Origin of the sequence: Pandoraea sp. PE-S2T-3 (assembly GCF_002179965.1) — a bacterium.
Classification (GTDB): Bacteria; Pseudomonadota; Gammaproteobacteria; order Burkholderiales; family Burkholderiaceae; genus Pandoraea.
Genome location: NZ_NGUQ01000014.1, coordinates 308,178 through 322,614, shown reverse-complemented (window position 1 = coordinate 322,614; position 14,437 = coordinate 308,178). Strand labels below are relative to the sequence as shown.

Annotated in this window: 13 protein-coding genes; 5 read left to right on the top strand and 8 right to left on the bottom strand. The window is 64.2% G+C overall.

The features are described from left to right. Positions 1-81 precede the first annotated feature (81 nt). Both CDV46_RS11130 and ubiA read left to right on the top strand, forming a co-directional pair. Entirely contained in the window at positions 82-1,476 is a 1,395-nt protein-coding gene (locus CDV46_RS11130; protein ID WP_176399058.1) for a 4Fe-4S binding protein, read from the top strand. A gap of 98 nt (positions 1,477-1,574) precedes the next feature. Further along, positions 1,575-2,447 carry a 4-hydroxybenzoate octaprenyltransferase gene (gene ubiA / locus CDV46_RS11125; RefSeq protein ID WP_087722544.1) on the top strand — a complete coding sequence of 291 codons (873 nt, stop codon included), beginning with the start codon at positions 1,575-1,577 and terminating at the stop codon, positions 2,445-2,447. 130 nt (positions 2,448-2,577) lie between these two features. On the opposite strand, the gene proC is transcribed toward ubiA, so the two are convergent. Together proC and CDV46_RS11115 are read right to left on the bottom strand one after the other, a co-directional pair. Then, positions 2,578-3,390 carry a pyrroline-5-carboxylate reductase gene (gene proC, locus CDV46_RS11120; RefSeq protein WP_087691320.1) on the bottom strand — a complete coding sequence of 271 codons (813 nt, stop codon included), beginning with the start codon at positions 3,388-3,390 and terminating at the stop codon, positions 2,578-2,580. 112 nt (positions 3,391-3,502) lie between these two features. Further along, on the bottom strand, positions 3,503-4,216 hold the full coding sequence (locus CDV46_RS11115; RefSeq protein WP_087722543.1) for a YggS family pyridoxal phosphate-dependent enzyme: 714 nt from the start codon (positions 4,214-4,216) through the stop codon (positions 3,503-3,505). Between the two features lie 215 nt (positions 4,217-4,431). Here CDV46_RS11115 and CDV46_RS11110 point away from each other — a divergent pair, with 215 nt between their 5' ends. After that, on the top strand, positions 4,432-4,947 hold the full coding sequence (locus CDV46_RS11110; protein WP_087691322.1) for a glutathione peroxidase: 516 nt from the start codon (positions 4,432-4,434) through the stop codon (positions 4,945-4,947). A 45-nt stretch (positions 4,948-4,992) separates the two neighbouring features. Here CDV46_RS11110 and CDV46_RS11105 read toward each other — a convergent pair whose 3' ends face one another. Beyond that, positions 4,993-5,418, bottom strand: coding sequence for a hypothetical protein (locus CDV46_RS11105; RefSeq protein ID WP_087722542.1), 426 nt, complete (start codon positions 5,416-5,418; stop codon positions 4,993-4,995). 158 nt (positions 5,419-5,576) lie between these two features. Between CDV46_RS11105 and CDV46_RS11100 the strand changes: the two genes are divergently transcribed. Further along, a complete protein-coding gene (locus tag CDV46_RS11100) occupies positions 5,577-7,145 on the top strand; it encodes an aminotransferase-like domain-containing protein (protein ID WP_254916014.1) in 1,569 nt (522 codons plus the stop codon). A gap of 45 nt (positions 7,146-7,190) precedes the next feature. Here CDV46_RS11100 and glcE read toward each other — a convergent pair whose 3' ends face one another. Genes glcE through CDV46_RS11080 form a run of 4 tightly spaced genes read right to left on the bottom strand, consistent with a single transcriptional unit; the run spans position 7,191 to position 12,096 of the window. Continuing rightward, a complete protein-coding gene (gene glcE / locus CDV46_RS11095; protein ID WP_058375880.1) occupies positions 7,191-8,273 on the bottom strand; it encodes a glycolate oxidase subunit GlcE in 1,083 nt (360 codons plus the stop codon). Further along, positions 8,273-9,142, bottom strand: coding sequence for an ion transporter (locus CDV46_RS11090; protein ID WP_087722540.1), 870 nt, complete (start codon positions 9,140-9,142; stop codon positions 8,273-8,275). Before CDV46_RS11090 ends, glcE begins: the two co-directional genes overlap by 1 nt. 1 nt (position 9,143) lies before the next feature. Further along, positions 9,144-10,667: an FAD-linked oxidase C-terminal domain-containing protein gene (locus tag CDV46_RS11085; protein ID WP_084656391.1), complete on the bottom strand. Its 1,524-nt coding sequence runs from the start codon at positions 10,665-10,667 to the stop codon at positions 9,144-9,146. 7 nt (positions 10,668-10,674) lie between these two features. Further along, complete coding sequence (locus tag CDV46_RS11080) at positions 10,675-12,096, bottom strand: FAD-binding oxidoreductase (protein ID WP_087722539.1); 1,422 nt, start codon at positions 12,094-12,096, stop codon at positions 10,675-10,677. A gap of 321 nt (positions 12,097-12,417) precedes the next feature. Between CDV46_RS11080 and CDV46_RS11075 the strand changes: the two genes are divergently transcribed. Then, positions 12,418-12,981 (top strand): cob(I)yrinic acid a,c-diamide adenosyltransferase, encoded by a 564-nt coding sequence (locus tag CDV46_RS11075; protein WP_087691327.1) that lies wholly within the window; start codon positions 12,418-12,420, stop codon positions 12,979-12,981. A gap of 63 nt (positions 12,982-13,044) precedes the next feature. On the opposite strand, the gene aroG is transcribed toward CDV46_RS11075, so the two are convergent. Beyond that, a complete protein-coding gene (gene aroG / locus CDV46_RS11070; protein WP_058375876.1) occupies positions 13,045-14,118 on the bottom strand; it encodes a 3-deoxy-7-phosphoheptulonate synthase AroG in 1,074 nt (357 codons plus the stop codon). Positions 14,119-14,437 lie beyond the last annotated feature (319 nt).

Sequence of the window (14,437 nt, the reverse complement as noted above, 5' to 3'; positions counted from 1 at the left end):
GGCCAGACCGGCCTGCACGGACCACGCTGGATAAAGAGTCCGTCAGGCCGCTGAAGCAATCCCCCGAAGCACGAGTTGAGCATGAGCATCGCCATACCTGTCCCGAACCTGCTGGCCCGCGTGGGCCTTTGGATGCAACGCCACGGCAAACTGATCCGCGGCGTGCAGTGGGGCATCGTCTTGGTTTATGCGTTCCTCATCTGCGTGCCGGTCATGATGCCGTTGCCTGACGAGACGGCGCACATTCTGAACAACCTCACCGTCTTCGCCCAGTTCACCTTCTGGGGCATCTGGTGGCCGTTTGTGCTCATCAGCATGGTCTTGATGGGACGCGTGTGGTGCGGGGTGCTCTGCCCCGAAGGCACCCTCTCCGAATTCGCCAGCCGTCACGGCCGTGGCCGCGCCATTCCGCGCTGGATGCGCTGGGGCGGCTGGCCCTTCGTGGCCTTTGCCGGGACCACGCTCTACGGCCAGATGGTCAGCGTCTATCAGTATCCGAAAGCCGTGCTGCTCGTCTTGGGCGGCTCGACCATCGGGGCGATGGTGATCGGTTACTTCTACGGACGCGACAAGCGGGTCTGGTGCAAGTATCTGTGCCCGGTCAACGGCGTGTTCTCGTTGCTGGCGCGCCTCGCGCCGTTCCACTTCAAGGTCAACGAAGACGCGTGGCGTCAGTCGTATCACACCAACGGTCACAAGATCATCCCGGTCAATTGCGCGCCCATCGTGCCGCTGCGCAATATGAAGGGCGGTGCGCAGTGCCATATGTGCGGCCGCTGTGCCGGACACCGCGACGCAATCGAGCTTGCGGGGCGTTCGCCGAGCGAAGAAATCGTGAAGTTCGGCGCGACCGAAAACAACAGCGTGTGGGACAGCATTCTCCTGATGTACGGCCTGCTCGGCGTGGCCATCGGCGCGTTCCACTGGACCGTGAACCCGTGGTTCGTCACCGTCAAGACGGCGATCGCGTCGTGGCTCATCGATCGCAACATCATGTGGCCGTTCGAGACCAATGCGCCGTGGTTCGTGTTCACGAACTATCCCGATCAGAGCGACGTGTTCTCGTGGCTCGACGGCGGTCTGGTCGTCGCCTACATCGTTGGCAACGGCGTGTTGCTCGGATTGGCTTTCACGATCATCTTTGCGCTGGCCAACCGCGCGATGGGCCCGTGGCAGACCTCGCGTTTCAACCATCTGGTGCAGGCGTTGATTCCGATTGCGGGCGCAGGCGTGTTCATCGGCCTGTCGGCGACCACCGTCAGCCTGCTGCGTGCCGAGCATCTGCCGGTGTACTGGGCCAACGACGTGCGTGCCAGCATTCTGGCCGCCACCACGCTGTGGAGCCTGTGGCTGGGCTGGCGCGTGACGGGCCGCCATGCGCGCACGCTGGGCCGTCGTCTTGCCGGCATGGCTGGCATCGTGGCGGCGCTGGCGCTGGTCAACTGGCTCTGGCTGCTGATGTTCTGGATCTGGTAAGCCAACGGTAAATCAGGTCTTGCTGGCCGGAACCTCGCCTTGGCGGGCATCCGGCGCGTGACCTACAATGTCGCCACAAGTCTCCCTGTGTGCCGCCCATGTTGCTCGCTCAACGCCTTCCGCTTTACTTCCGACTCGTTCGACTCGACAAGCCGATCGGCACCGTGCTGCTGTTGTGGCCGACGCTCGCCGCGCTGTGGATCGCCTCCAGCGGGCATCCCGATCCGCTGCTCGTCCTGATCTTCACGCTCGGCACCTTCCTGATGCGCTCGGCCGGTTGTGCCATCAACGATTACGCCGACCGTGACTTCGATAAATACGTCAAACGCACGCAGGAGCGTCCGATCACCTCGGGCCGCATTCGCGCGTGGGAAGCGGTAGCCGTCGCCGCGACGCTGGCACTGGCGAGCTTCCTGTTGATCCTGCCGCTCAATGCGCTGACCAAGTGGCTGTCGATCCCGGCGTTGTTCGTCGCGGGCACGTATCCGTTCACCAAGCGTTTTCTGGCGATTCCGCAGGCGTATCTGGGCGTCGCCTTCGGCTTCGGTATTCCGATGGCGTTTGCGGCCGTGCAGGACCAAGTGCCGATGCTGGCGTGGATTCTGCTGCTCTCCAACGTGTTCTGGTCGGTGGCGTACGACACCGAATACGCGATGGTCGATCGCGACGACGATCTGAAGATCGGCATCAAGACATCCGCCATCACCTTCGGCCGCTTCGACGTTGCCGCGATCATGCTTTGCTACGTTGTGGCGTTGGGCATTCAGGCCGGTGTGGGCGCGTATCTGGGGTTCGGCTGGCCGTTCTGGCTGGGCATCGCGGTGGCGGTGGGTTGCGCCATTTATCACTACTTCCTGATTCGCGAGCGCGAGCGCATGCCTTGCTTTGCGGCGTTCCGTCATAACAACTGGCTCGGTGCCGCCGTCTTCGCCGGTATCGCCGGACATTACCTGCTGACGGCGCACGGCTGAAGGCGCGCGCTTGCGGCGCGCAACTGCGGAGAGCGCAGAAAAGAAAAACGGCGCGGTGATCTGTCGATCATTCGCGCCGTTTTTGCATTCACCGGCAGGTCGTGCCGGTGAGGTCGAACCTTAGTGACCTTCAGGCATCGCCGAGTTCGTCGCCCAGTTCTTTCGCACGCGTATTGGCGGCGTGCACACCGCGCACGATGGCGGCCTTGATCGAATCGCGATCGAACGAGCTGAGTGCGGCGAACGTGGTGCCGCCCTTCGAGGTCACGCGCTCGCGCAGCACGCTGGCGGGTTCGCTCGATTGTGCGGCCAGTTGTGATGCGCCGGTGAACGTGGCGATCGCCAATTGGCGGCCTTGTTCCGGCGAGAAGCCCAGTTCTTGTGCGGCTTGCTCAAGGGCTTCGATGAAATAGAACACATAGGCCGGGCCGCTGCCCGAGATCGCCGTGACGCCGTCGAGCTGGCTTTCCTTTTCCACCCAGACGATCTGACCGGCGGCGCCGAGCACCGTTTCGGCGCGCTTGCGCTGATCGGTGTCCACGCCCGAGAGGGCTGCCAGCCCCGTGATGCCCATGCCGATCAAGGCAGGCGTGTTCGGCATGCAGCGCACGATCTGGTTGTGACCGCCAAGCCAGCGGGCCAGATCCGACGCGCGGATACCGGCTGCGATGCTGATGACCAGTTGCGTGTTCAGATGCGGTTGCAGGGCTTGGGCCACGTCCTTGAGGACTTGCGGCTTCACGGCCAGCACCAGCGTGTCGTAGTCGCGCAGGCGGTCGTTGGGCGCGCTGGCGGTTTCGATGCCGTATTGTTTGACGAGGCCCTCGCGGGTCGATTCGTTGACGTCGATCGCGAGAATGTCGCGCGGTGCCGTGCCGCGTCCCACCAGTCCGCCGATCAGGGCGTTGGCCATATTGCCGCCGCCGATGAATGCAATTCTCATAACCATCCTTTGCGTTGCGTGAGTCGTTTGCGTCGTTACCGTGTCATGCCGTGGCGAGTCTGCGACTCGTCCGTCATCCGAAATCGCCTGCGCGCGCTAAATCCGTAGTGCCTCAGGCGTGGGACCCGTAATCACGGGCCCCGAAAATTGCGGTGCCGATGCGCACCATTGTCGCACCCTCCGCGATGGCGGCTTCCAGATCGCCGGACATGCCCATCGACAGTGTGTCGAGTGCCATACCGTCGGCGCGCAGCGCATCGAACAGTTCGCGCATCGCCCGCAGCGGCGCACGTTGGCGCACGGGGTCGTCATCGGGTTTGGGAATGGCCATCAGGCCGCGCAGTTGCAGGTTGGGCAGGGCGGCAATCGCGCGCGCTGTCTCCGGCACCTCGGCCGGGGGAATGCCGCTCTTGCTGGCTTCACCGCTGATATTCACTTGCAGGCAGACCTTAAGCGGCGGCATATCGGCGGGACGTTGCGCGCTCAGGCGTTCCGCGATCTTGAGCCGGTCGACCGAGTGGACCCAGGCGAAGTGTTCCGCGACCGGGCGGGTCTTATTGCTTTGCAGCGGCCCGATAAAGTGCCATTCGAGCGGTTTGCCGTCGACCGTCGCGCCGGCCAGCGCCGCGATCTTGTCGAGGGCCTCTTGCACATAGTTTTCGCCGAAGGCTAGTTGCCCGGCGGCCATGGCATCGCGCACCGCGTCGGCCCCAAAGGTTTTCGAGACGGCGAGCAATTGCACGCTGCCTGCTGGGCGATGGGCGTTGGCGGTAGCTTGGGCGATCCGGGAGAGGACGGCGTCGAGGTGAGCGGCGATGGTCGACATGAGGCGAGTTCGGGCGTCGATGGGGCGGAGGGCGGGAGCAGAAGTGCATCACCGGCACGCCGATGGGGGTGCAGGCCAACGATTATAGCCGTGCGTATGGGGAGGTGCTACCCCGGCAAAAAACAAGGTGCTACCCAATAACGAAGGGGCATGGCCGCAGAACGGCGCGCGAATTGTGGCAGACTGCGCGTGCCGACAATCAAAGGGAGTCAAAGATGAGCGCGAGTTCACAGCAGGCAACACAGGCACGTCAGGTCTATGACTTTTCCGTCCAGACGTTGGCGGGCGAGACGGTGAGTTTGTCGCAGTATCGCGGCAAGGTTTTGCTCATCGTGAATACGGCGAGCGAGTGTGGTTTCACGCCGCAGTACGAGGGCTTGCAGGCGCTGTATGCGGAGTTGGCGCCGCGCGGTTTCGAGGTGCTGGCATTCCCGTGTAATCAGTTCGGCAAGCAGGAGCCGGGGGATGCGCAGGCGATCCGCAGCTTTTGCGACTTGCGCTTTCACGTCACGTTTCCCATGTTCGCCAAGGTGGACGTCAAAGGCCCCGACGCCGCGCCGCTTTACCAGTATCTGACCGACGAAAAGCGCGGCGTGCTGGGCACCAAAGCGATCAAGTGGAACTTCACCAAGTTTCTGGTCGATGCGAACGGCAAGGTCATCGAGCGTTACGCACCGACCGCCAAGCCACAGGCGATCCGTGCGGATATCGAGCGCCTGTTGCCGGCGTGACGTCAGACCCGGTGAGTGTTGGCCAAAGGTCGGTCAAGACTCGACTCAAAAGCCGAACCGCGCCCGCAGTACACGCCACGGCATCGTGAGCCCGCGTTCGGCCGGTGCGTCGCCGTCGTGGCAGGTCAGTTCTGCGCCTTGGTCAGTGCTCAGCACCAGCCAGCCGGTTTCCTGAACCACATAGGCATGACCGGCAGTCAGTTGCACCGGCGCCGCCCAAACCGTCGCGGCGAGCCAGCGCGGGGCAGGGGTGAGCGCCACGCTGCCGCGCTTCACATGGAATACCGCGCCACGGCGCACATACGTGTGGAATGCCTGAGCGCTCGCCAGCGTCAGTTGCTCCGGCAGCGCGACAAGGTCACCAGCGGTGTTGGGGGAGTGCGTGGCGGCAGCGCGCGTGTCCCGGCGGCCTTGCGTGAGGGCGAGATCCGGCGAGAAGATAGGCTGGAGGGTTTGGGGGCGCTTTGCCATGACAGACTCCGGTGCGTTGAACAGGTACGAATAGCGTATCGACCCGAGACCCCTGCCGGTAGGCACACAGCTCGCCGGTTTTGCCCATAACAGAAGGGCTTTCGGGCATCTGTTACGATGCCAATTCCGCAAATCTGTATCTGTTATGGTGGCCGCCGATGCCTGATGATCTCCCCATGGATGCCGCCATCGCCCCCCCGCCCTCAGCCGCCACGACTACGCCCGACGTTCGATCGGACGTGAATCCGTCGGCATCGCCTTCGTCTCCATCTCCGTCAGCCGCTCCGGCCCTGCCGCTGTATCGCCAGCTCGCCGGACACTATCTGCTCGCCATCGAGGCCGGTACGCTCGTGCCCGGCGACCGCATGCCGAGCGTGCGCACGCTGATGGAGCGGCATCAGGTCAGCCTGTCGACCGCATTGCAGACGTGCCGGCATCTGGAAGCACAGGGCGTGCTCGAAGCGCGTCCGCGCTCCGGGTATTTTGTGCGCACGCCCGCGCGTGCCACGCTCGCGCCGCTGGACGAACCACGCCCGTGGGTGCCCGATCTCGCGCAGTACGTCGGTATCAATCAGCGTGTGTCGTCGATTCTTGCGCGCGGCCTTCAGGCAAGCGTGCACACCAACTTTGCGGTCGCCCACGGTGCGCCCCCGCTGTATCCCGTGACCGAACTGCGTCAGGCCACGTTGCGTGCGCTACGCGACAATCCGCTGCTCTACGGCGTACCGCCTCCGGGCGGCGGCGAAGCCCGCTTTCGTGCCGCCATCGCCCGCCGCGCGCTGGCCGCCCGCATGAATATCGCGCCGGAGGAAATCGTCGTCACGCATGGCTGCATCGAGGCCATCAATCTCGCGCTGCGTGCCGTAGCGAGCCCCGGCGACGTGGTGGCCGTCGAGTCGCCCACGTACTACGCGTTGCTGCAAACGCTCGAGAGCATGGGCATTCGCGCGCTCGAAATCCCGACCAGCCCGCAGACCGGCATCTCGCTAGAAGCGCTGGATCTCGCTTGCGAGACCTACGACAACATCAAGGCCGTTATCGTCGTTCCGCATTTCCAGAACCCGATCGGCTCGGTGATGCCCGACGCCCACAAGGCCCGCCTCGTCAAATGGGGCGAAACGCGAAACATCGCGATCATCGAAGACGACACCTATTCAGCGCTCGGTGACGACGACAATACCCCCGCCGCCATTCGCGGCTGGGACACCACCGGCAACGTGATTCACTGCGCCTCGCTGCACAAGACCCTCGCACCCGGCATGCGCTTGGGCTGGATCGCGGGTGGCAAGTGGCAGTCGCGTATCGAGATGCTGAAGTACGCCCAGACGCGTCCGAACGAAGCGCTGGCGCAGATCGCGATGGGAGAATTCATGGACTCGCCGAAGTACGACCGGCACCTGCGTCGCTTGCGTGCTCACTTGCGTGAGCAGCGTGCGGCGATGGCCGAGGCGATTGCCACGTATTTTCCGGCCGGCACGCGTCTGACGCTGCCGACCGGTGGACTGAGTCTGTGGGTAGAAATGCCGGGCGGCGTGAGTTCGGAGCAACTGTTCGATGCGGCGCTGGCCAAGGGCATTCGCATCGCGCCGGGGAGCCTGTTCTCCAATTCGACGCGTTACGACCACTTCCTGCGCATGAATACCGGGCACCCGTTCACGCGCGAGATCGACCGTGCGGTGCGTACGCTCGCAACGGAAGTCACGCGTCTGGTCGACACGAAGGGGTGATGCGGCCGGCTGACGAGAACCGCTGTCGCGAACCGCTGACAGCGATCAGAACTCGGGATACATCCGCCCCGGGTTGAAGATGCCCGCCGGGTCGAATACTGATTTCAGGTTGCGGTGAATACGCATGACCGGCGCGGGCAGCGGCGTGAAGACACTGACGCCGGGTTCGCCATAGCGGAACAGCGTCGCGTGTCCGCCATCCTGACGGGCCGCCGAGCGCACGATCTGCGCGTCGGCGTCCGTGATCCACCAGCGCTGTGCGCCTCCCCATTCGATCAACTGCTTGCCCGGCAGACGATGCGGTTCCGCCGTGGACGGTACGGCCAGACGCCACAGCGCCTGACCCGGTCCGGCATCGGCGAAGAAGTTATCCGTTTGCTCGCGAATCGCATGCCAGAACTTGGCCGCATGGATCGCATCGACCAGCTCGCCGCCCATCTTCACGCGCGCCGCCTTGATCGCCGCCGAGGCGCCTGCCAGACGAATCACCAGCAAATCGTTGCGCCACGCACTGCCCGTGATCGGCAGCGGTTGTCCGCCCCATTCGTTGAGCTTGCGCACCGCGTCCACGGCGTTCATTTCGAATTGCAGCGTCAGTTCGGCAAACGGCTGCGGCAACACCTTGATCGAGACTTCGAGAATCAGCCCGAGCGTACCGAGCGAGCCCGCCAGCATGCGCGAGACGTCGAACCCGGCCACGTTCTTCATGACCTGTCCGCCGAAGTTCAGCACATGACCCCGGCCGTCCATCAGCTTCGCGCCCAGCACGAAGTCGCGCACCGCGCCCACGGCAGCCCGGCGTGGCCCCGATAGCCCGGCAGCCACCGCGCCCCCGATCGTCGCACCGGGCCCGAAGTAGGGCGGCTCGAACGGCAGCAATTGATTGCGCTCGGCGAGTGCGGCTTCGATATCGGCCAGCGGCGTGCCGCAGCGCGCCACGATCACCAGCTCGGCCGGGTCGTAGGCCACGATGCCGCTATACGTGCGTGTGTCCAGCACTTCGCCCACTCGTTGCTGGCCGTACCAGGCCTTTGTTCCGCCGCCACGCAATTGCAGGGGCTGACGCCGGGCGGTGGCGTGTTCGATGACGGCGCGGAAGTGATCGAGAGTATCGTTCGTGTCGGTCATCAGCTCGGTTCGGCCGGTGGCGGCGTGTCGGTTTGGTAGGGGCCAAGCTCGCTGCCGCAATGCTTGCAGAAGCGGGCGTCGGCGTCGTGCCCTTCGGTGAGGCAGTCCTGACAGGTGCGCGTCGTGATCGACTGCTTGCGCATGGCCAGATGAATTTCGGCACCCATGATCCCGGTCGGAATCGCAATCACGCTGTAGCCGAGCAGCATCACGAAACCCGTGATCGCCTTGCCCAGCCCGGTGACCGGCACCACGTCGCCGTAGCCGGTCGTCGTGAGCGTGACGATGGCCCAGTAGATGCCCACGGGAATGCTCGTGAAGCCGTGCTCCGGCCCCTCGATGATGTGCATGAGCGTGCCGAAGATCACCACGATGATCGACACGAAGCCGAGGAACACGAAGATCTTGCGGCGCGCGTTATACAGCGCGAGGCTCAGCACTCCGGCTTCGTTCACATACGCCGTGAGCTTCAGAATCCGGAACGCACGCATGAGGCGCAGCAGCCGCACGTCGATCAGGCCGTGCAACTCGGGCACGAGAATGGCGAGATACGTCGGCAGAATCGAGAGCAGATCGATGATGCCGTAGAACGACAGCGCATAGCGCAACGGCCGGTGCGCGCACAACAGGCGTGCGATGTACTCGGCCGTGAACAGCAGTGTGAAGAACCATTCGAGAATGGCCATCGGCAGCGGCAGCGTGTCCTGCACCACCGGCACGCTGGAGACGACGACCACGAGCACCGACATGACGATCGCGATGAGCAACGCGATGTCGAACAGACGCCCTTCGCGGGTGTCGGCCTCGAAGATGATGATGTAAAGCCGCTGCCGCCAGTCGTGCGGCAGCCATTCCGACAGTGCTCGCACGTCAGAACCTCGGCAGGTCGGGGTGAGGCAGCAGGCCGCCGCGCACGTGCAGCTTGCCGTATTCGGCACAGCGCGCGCGGGTGGGAATGCCCTTGTCCGGGTTGAGCAGGCCGACCGGATCGAAGGCGCGCTTCACACCGAAGAACGCGTCACGCTCCTCGGCCGAGAACTGCACGCACATCGAGTTGATCTTCTCGATGCCCACGCCGTGCTCGCCCGTGATCGTGCCGCCAAGTTCGACGCACGCTTCGAGAATGTCGCAACCGAACGCTTCGGCGCGATGCCATTCGTCGAGGTCGTTGCCGTTGAAAAGAATCAGCGGATGCATATTGCCGTCTCCCGCGTGAAAGACGTTAATACAGCGCAATCCGTATTGTTGTTCCATCCGCTCGATGCGTTTGAGCAAAGTCCCAATCGTGCGGCGAGGGATGGTCCCGTCCATGCAGTAATAGTCGGGCGAGATGCGCCCGGCGGCGGGGAACGCGTTCTTGCGGCCCGACCAGAACCGCAGGCGCTCCTCTTCACTGCGCGAAATCTGAAGCCGGGTGGCGCCGGATGTGCGCAGGACATGCGAGATGCGCATGATCTCTTCGGCGACTTCTTCCGGCGTGCCGTCTGACTCGCACAGCAGGATGGCCGCGGCGTCGAGGTCGTAGCCCGCGTGCACGAACTCTTCGACTGCTTGCGTGGCGGCCTTGTCCATCATTTCCAGCCCCGCCGGGATGATGCCGGCGGCGATGATCGCGGCCACGGCGTTGCCGCCGGTTTCCACGTCGTCGAAGCTCGCCATGATGACCTGCGCCGTTTGCGCTTTCGGGATGAGCTTGACCGTGATTTCGGTCACCACGCCGAACATGCCTTCGCTGCCGATGAACACCGAGAGCAGATCGAGGCCCGGCGCGTCGGGGCCGAGCGAGCCGAATTCGATGGCTTCGCCCGACATCGTGATGGCACGCACGCGCAGCACGTTGTGCACCGTCAGACCGTACTTCAGGCAATGCACGCCGCCGGAGTTTTCCGCCACGTTGCCGCCGATGGTGCAGGCGATTTGCGATGACGGATCGGGCGCGTAATAGAGGCCGTAGGTAGCGGCCGCGTCCGAGATGGCGAGGTTGCGCACGCCGGGCTGCACGGTGGCCGTGCGCGCGTACGGGTCGATCTCGACAATCTTCTTGAATTTGGCCAGCGACAGCACGAGCCCATCGGAAATGGGCATCGCGCCGCCGGACAGGCTGGTGCCTGCGCCGCGCGGCACCACGGGGATGCCGAGTTGGTGGCAGGCCTGCAAGATGCGCTGCACCTGCGATTCCGATTCGGGCAACGCGACGGCCAGCGGCACGCGCCGATAGGCGGCGAGGCCATCGCACTCGTACGGTGTGGTGTCCTCGCGGCGATGCAGGATGCAGTGCGCCGGCAGAATCTGCGTCAGCGCATCGAGCAACTGGCGCTGACGTTCTTCAAGCGGCGTCTGCCGATCGGGCACGTCGGCGTCGCGTGGGCTTTGCGAAATCGCGGGAGCGTTCATGCGGTGCTCAGCCCGCCGAGCGCAACCGGAAAATCTTGCCCGGATTGAGCAGGTTCTGCGGATCGAGCGACAGCTTGATACCGCGCATCACATCGATGGCGTCTTCGCCGTGTTCGGTCACGAGAAAGCCCATCTTGTGCAGGCCCACGCCGTGTTCGCCCGTGCACGTGCCGCCCATGCGGATGGCGCGCTCGACGATACGCTGGTTCAGGTACTCGGCTTCTTCGATCTCTTCGGGCTTGTCCGGGTCGATCAGAATCGCCACGTGGAAGTTGCCGTCGCCAACGTGGCCCACGATCGGGCAGGGCAGGCTCGACGCGTTCAGATCGACTTCCGTCTCGCCCACGCATTCGGCCAGACGCGAGATCGGCACGCATACGTCGGTCGTCACGGCGCGGCAGCCCGGCTTGAGTTGCAGCATCGCGAAGTACGCGCTGTGACGCGCACCCCACAGACGGTTGCGGTCTTCCGTGCGGGTGGCCCACTCGAAGCCCGTGCCGCCGTTGTCGTCGGCCAGTGCCTGCACCGTCTCGGCCTGCTCTTTCACGCCGGCTTCGCTGCCGTGGAATTCGAAGAAGAGCGTCTGCGTTTCGGGCAGTTCCATCTTCGAGTGCTTGTTGATCGCACGCACGGCGAGGGCGTCGACGAACTCGACGCGCGCCACCGGCACGCCCAGTTGAATCGTCTGGATCGTGCAGTTGACGGCGTCCGTCATGCTCGGGAACGAGCAGATGGCGGCCGACACGGCTTCGGGTTGCGGATACAGGCGGACGGTGGCCTCGGTAATGATGCCCAGCGTGCCTTCGCTGCCGACGAACAGGCGCGTCAGGTCGTAGCCGGCCGAGGACTTGCGGGCGCGCGTGCCGGTGTGGATCACACGGCCGTCGGCCAGCACCACGGTGAGGGCGAGCACGTTCTCGCGCATCGTGCCGTAGCGCACGGCGTTGGTGCCCGAGGCGCGGGTTGCACACATGCCGCCGATGCTGGCGTCGGCACCCGGATCGATCGGGAAGAACAGACCCGTATCGCGCAGCGCTTCATTCAGCGCTTTGCGCGAGATGCCCGGCTCGACCGTGACCGTCAGGTCTTCGGCATTGATCGAGACGACCTTGTTCATCTCGGAGAGATCGAGCGACAGGCCGCCTTCGACGGCCAGCAGGTGACCTTCTAGCGACGAACCGGCGCCGTAGGGAATCAGAGGGACGTTGTACTTGGCGCAGAGCTTGACGATCTGCGAGACCTCGTCGGTGCTGTGCGCGAACGCGACGGCGTCGGGCAGCATCGGGTCGAAGGGAGATTCGTCACGGCCGTGGTGCTCGCGCAGCGCCTCCTTGGTGCTCACGCGCTCGCCCAGCAGGGCTTGCAACTCGGTGAGCAAGGCGTCGGGGAACGGACGCTTGGCAGCAAACGGCAGATGGGGGTGATTCACGGCTTTCTCCTTCGGGTCTCCGGGCGGCCAGCGCGGGATGGCGATGGCGTGCCCCTATTAGGCGGGGTCTCGGGGGCGCTGGCCGGAGACCGCGCCTACCCTGACACCTCATGAGCGTGGATTTTACGCCGGGACGGCGTTTTTCCCCACCCTTTGCGTCATATCATACGAACTTGTCGTCGACATGCGTCGTGAGGGCTGCCTGAAAAACAGGCAACGCATGGCAGATGACGTTTTTCTATCACAAGAAGGTAAGTCGAACCGCCACCGGGGTATGACAACCGGCGGGCATGGCATGCCGCAAGGAGCAGGTATCGCAAGATGGGGAATCGTTTGAGCAAGATCGTCACGCGCGCGGGCGATGGCGGCAGAACCGGTCTGGGCGACGGCGCCCATGTCGACAAACACAGCCTGCGCATTGTCGCCATCGGCGAAGTCGACGAAACCAATTCGCATATCGGCGTGTTGCTGTGTGAAGACCTGCCGGTGGACGTGCGCGACGTGCTGGTGGCGATCCAGCATGATCTGTTCGATCTCGGCGGCGAACTGAGCACGCCGCGTCATACCTTGCTGGGCGCCCCGCACGTCGTCAGACTCGACGGCTGGCTGGCGCATTACAACGCGGCACTGCCGCCCTTGAAGGAATTCATCCTGCCCGGCGGCACGCGCGCGGCGGCGCTCGCGCACGTGGTGCGTACGGTGGCTCGCCGTGCCGAGCGTGCGATGGTTGCGCTGGGTGCCGAAGAGACCGTGGGACCGGCGCCGCGTCAGTACATCAACCGTCTGTCGGATCTGATGTTCGTGCTGGCCCGTGTGCTCAACCGCGCCGGTGGCGGTGACGACGTGCTGTGGCAGCGCGAGCGGGACACCGGCAACGCTGCCTGAATCCGCGCATCACCGGACACCCGACGGGCGTCGGGTACGGTGAGTGCGCGTTTTCCTGCCGGATCAGTTGCCTGAACCGCGCGCCAGACGGCGGGCACGCACGGCTTCGGCCAGCGTGTCGAGCACGCCCAGACTGTCTTCCCAGTTGATGCACGCATCGGTAATGCTCTGGCCGTAGGTCAGCGGCTTGCCCGGCACGTGGTCCTGACGGCCAGCCACGAGGTGCGATTCGACCATCACACCGATGATGCGGTCGTCGCCACCGGCGATCTGGCGGGCGATGTCTTCGCACACCGGGATCTGGTTCTCGTGCTTCTTCTGGCTGTTGGCGTGCGAGGCGTCGATCATCACGCGTGCGGCCAGACCCGACTTGGCGATGTCGTCGCAAGCGGCTTGCACGCTGGCAGCGTCATAGTTCGGCGCCTTGCCGCCGCGCAGGATCAGGTGGCAATCCTCGTTGCCCGCGGTCGATACGATGGCCGAGTGGCCGCCCTTCGTCACCGACAGGAAATGGTGCGGCTGCGAGGCGGCCTTGATCGCGTCGACGGCGATCTTCACGTTGCCGTCGGTGCCGTTCTTGAAGCCAACCGGGCACGACAGTCCCGAGGCCAGTTCGCGGTGCACCTGCGACTCGGTCGTGCGCGCGCCGATGGCACCCCACGACACCAGATCCGCGATGTACTGCGGGCTGATCATGTCGAGGTATTCGGTGCCGGCCGGCAGGCCCAGCTCGTTGATCTCGGCGAGCAGTTCGCGCGCGAGGCGCAGGCCGTCGTTGATCTTGAAGCTGTTGTCCATGTGCGGGTCGTTGATCAGACCCTTCCAGCCCACCGTCGTGCGCGGCTTTTCGAAGTACACGCGCATCACGATTTCGAGTTCGCCCTTCAGGCGCTCGCGCTGTTCGACCAGACGCGCGGCGTATTCCAGCGCGGCTTTCGGGTCGTGGATCGAGCACGGGCCGATGATCACGACGAGACGGTCTTCCATGCCGTGCAACACGCGGTGGATGGCGCCGCGCGAGCGATGGATGAGGTCCGCGCTCTTTTCCGAGCAGGGGGATTCGCGAATCAGGTGCGCCGGGGGCGTCAGTTCCTTGAGCTCGCGAATACGGACATCATCGGTGTTGTGGGGAGGCATGGTTTTTCTCCTGGGCAGTTCGGACTGCGGTTCGGTTCTCGGGAATTCGGGTCAAAAAAAACCGCCAGACTCGCTGGCGGTTTTTCAGGATTCGTTTCGGTGCTTACTGCTGCAACTGTCCCTCTCCATCCGCCAGCGGTGTGAGATACGCAAAAAAGTAAAAGTAAAACTTATTGGCGGTCATGAGGGATATCTGACGTTGCATCGCAGGCGTTTGCCGTGCACAGAATCAACTTTATACGCCGAATCGGATGACGCTGCAACCGTGGCTCTGCGCTAAACGTCTGCAAAACGCGCGGAAATATTGCATTTCATGGTG

What these genes read in the sequence shown, in the direction of transcription:
- CDV46_RS11130 (WP_176399058.1), top strand. Translation starts at nt 82, where the DNA reads ATGAGCATCGCCATACCTGTCCCGAACCTGCTGGCCCGCGTGGGCCTT.
- ubiA (WP_087722544.1), top strand. Translation starts at nt 1,575, where the DNA reads ATGTTGCTCGCTCAACGCCTTCCGCTTTACTTCCGACTCGTTCGACTC.
- proC (WP_087691320.1), bottom strand. Translation starts at nt 3,390, where the DNA reads ATGAGAATTGCATTCATCGGCGGCGGCAATATGGCCAACGCCCTGATC.
- CDV46_RS11115 (WP_087722543.1), bottom strand. Translation starts at nt 4,216, where the DNA reads ATGTCGACCATCGCCGCTCACCTCGACGCCGTCCTCTCCCGGATCGCC.
- CDV46_RS11110 (WP_087691322.1), top strand. Translation starts at nt 4,432, where the DNA reads ATGAGCGCGAGTTCACAGCAGGCAACACAGGCACGTCAGGTCTATGAC.
- CDV46_RS11105 (WP_087722542.1), bottom strand. Translation starts at nt 5,418, where the DNA reads ATGGCAAAGCGCCCCCAAACCCTCCAGCCTATCTTCTCGCCGGATCTC.
- CDV46_RS11100 (WP_254916014.1), top strand. Translation starts at nt 5,577, where the DNA reads ATGCCTGATGATCTCCCCATGGATGCCGCCATCGCCCCCCCGCCCTCA.
- glcE (WP_058375880.1), bottom strand. Translation starts at nt 8,273, where the DNA reads ATGACCGACACGAACGATACTCTCGATCACTTCCGCGCCGTCATCGAA.
- CDV46_RS11085 (WP_084656391.1), bottom strand. Translation starts at nt 10,667, where the DNA reads ATGAACGCTCCCGCGATTTCGCAAAGCCCACGCGACGCCGACGTGCCC.
- CDV46_RS11075 (WP_087691327.1), top strand. Translation starts at nt 12,418, where the DNA reads ATGGGGAATCGTTTGAGCAAGATCGTCACGCGCGCGGGCGATGGCGGC.
- aroG (WP_058375876.1), bottom strand. Translation starts at nt 14,118, where the DNA reads ATGCCTCCCCACAACACCGATGATGTCCGTATTCGCGAGCTCAAGGAA.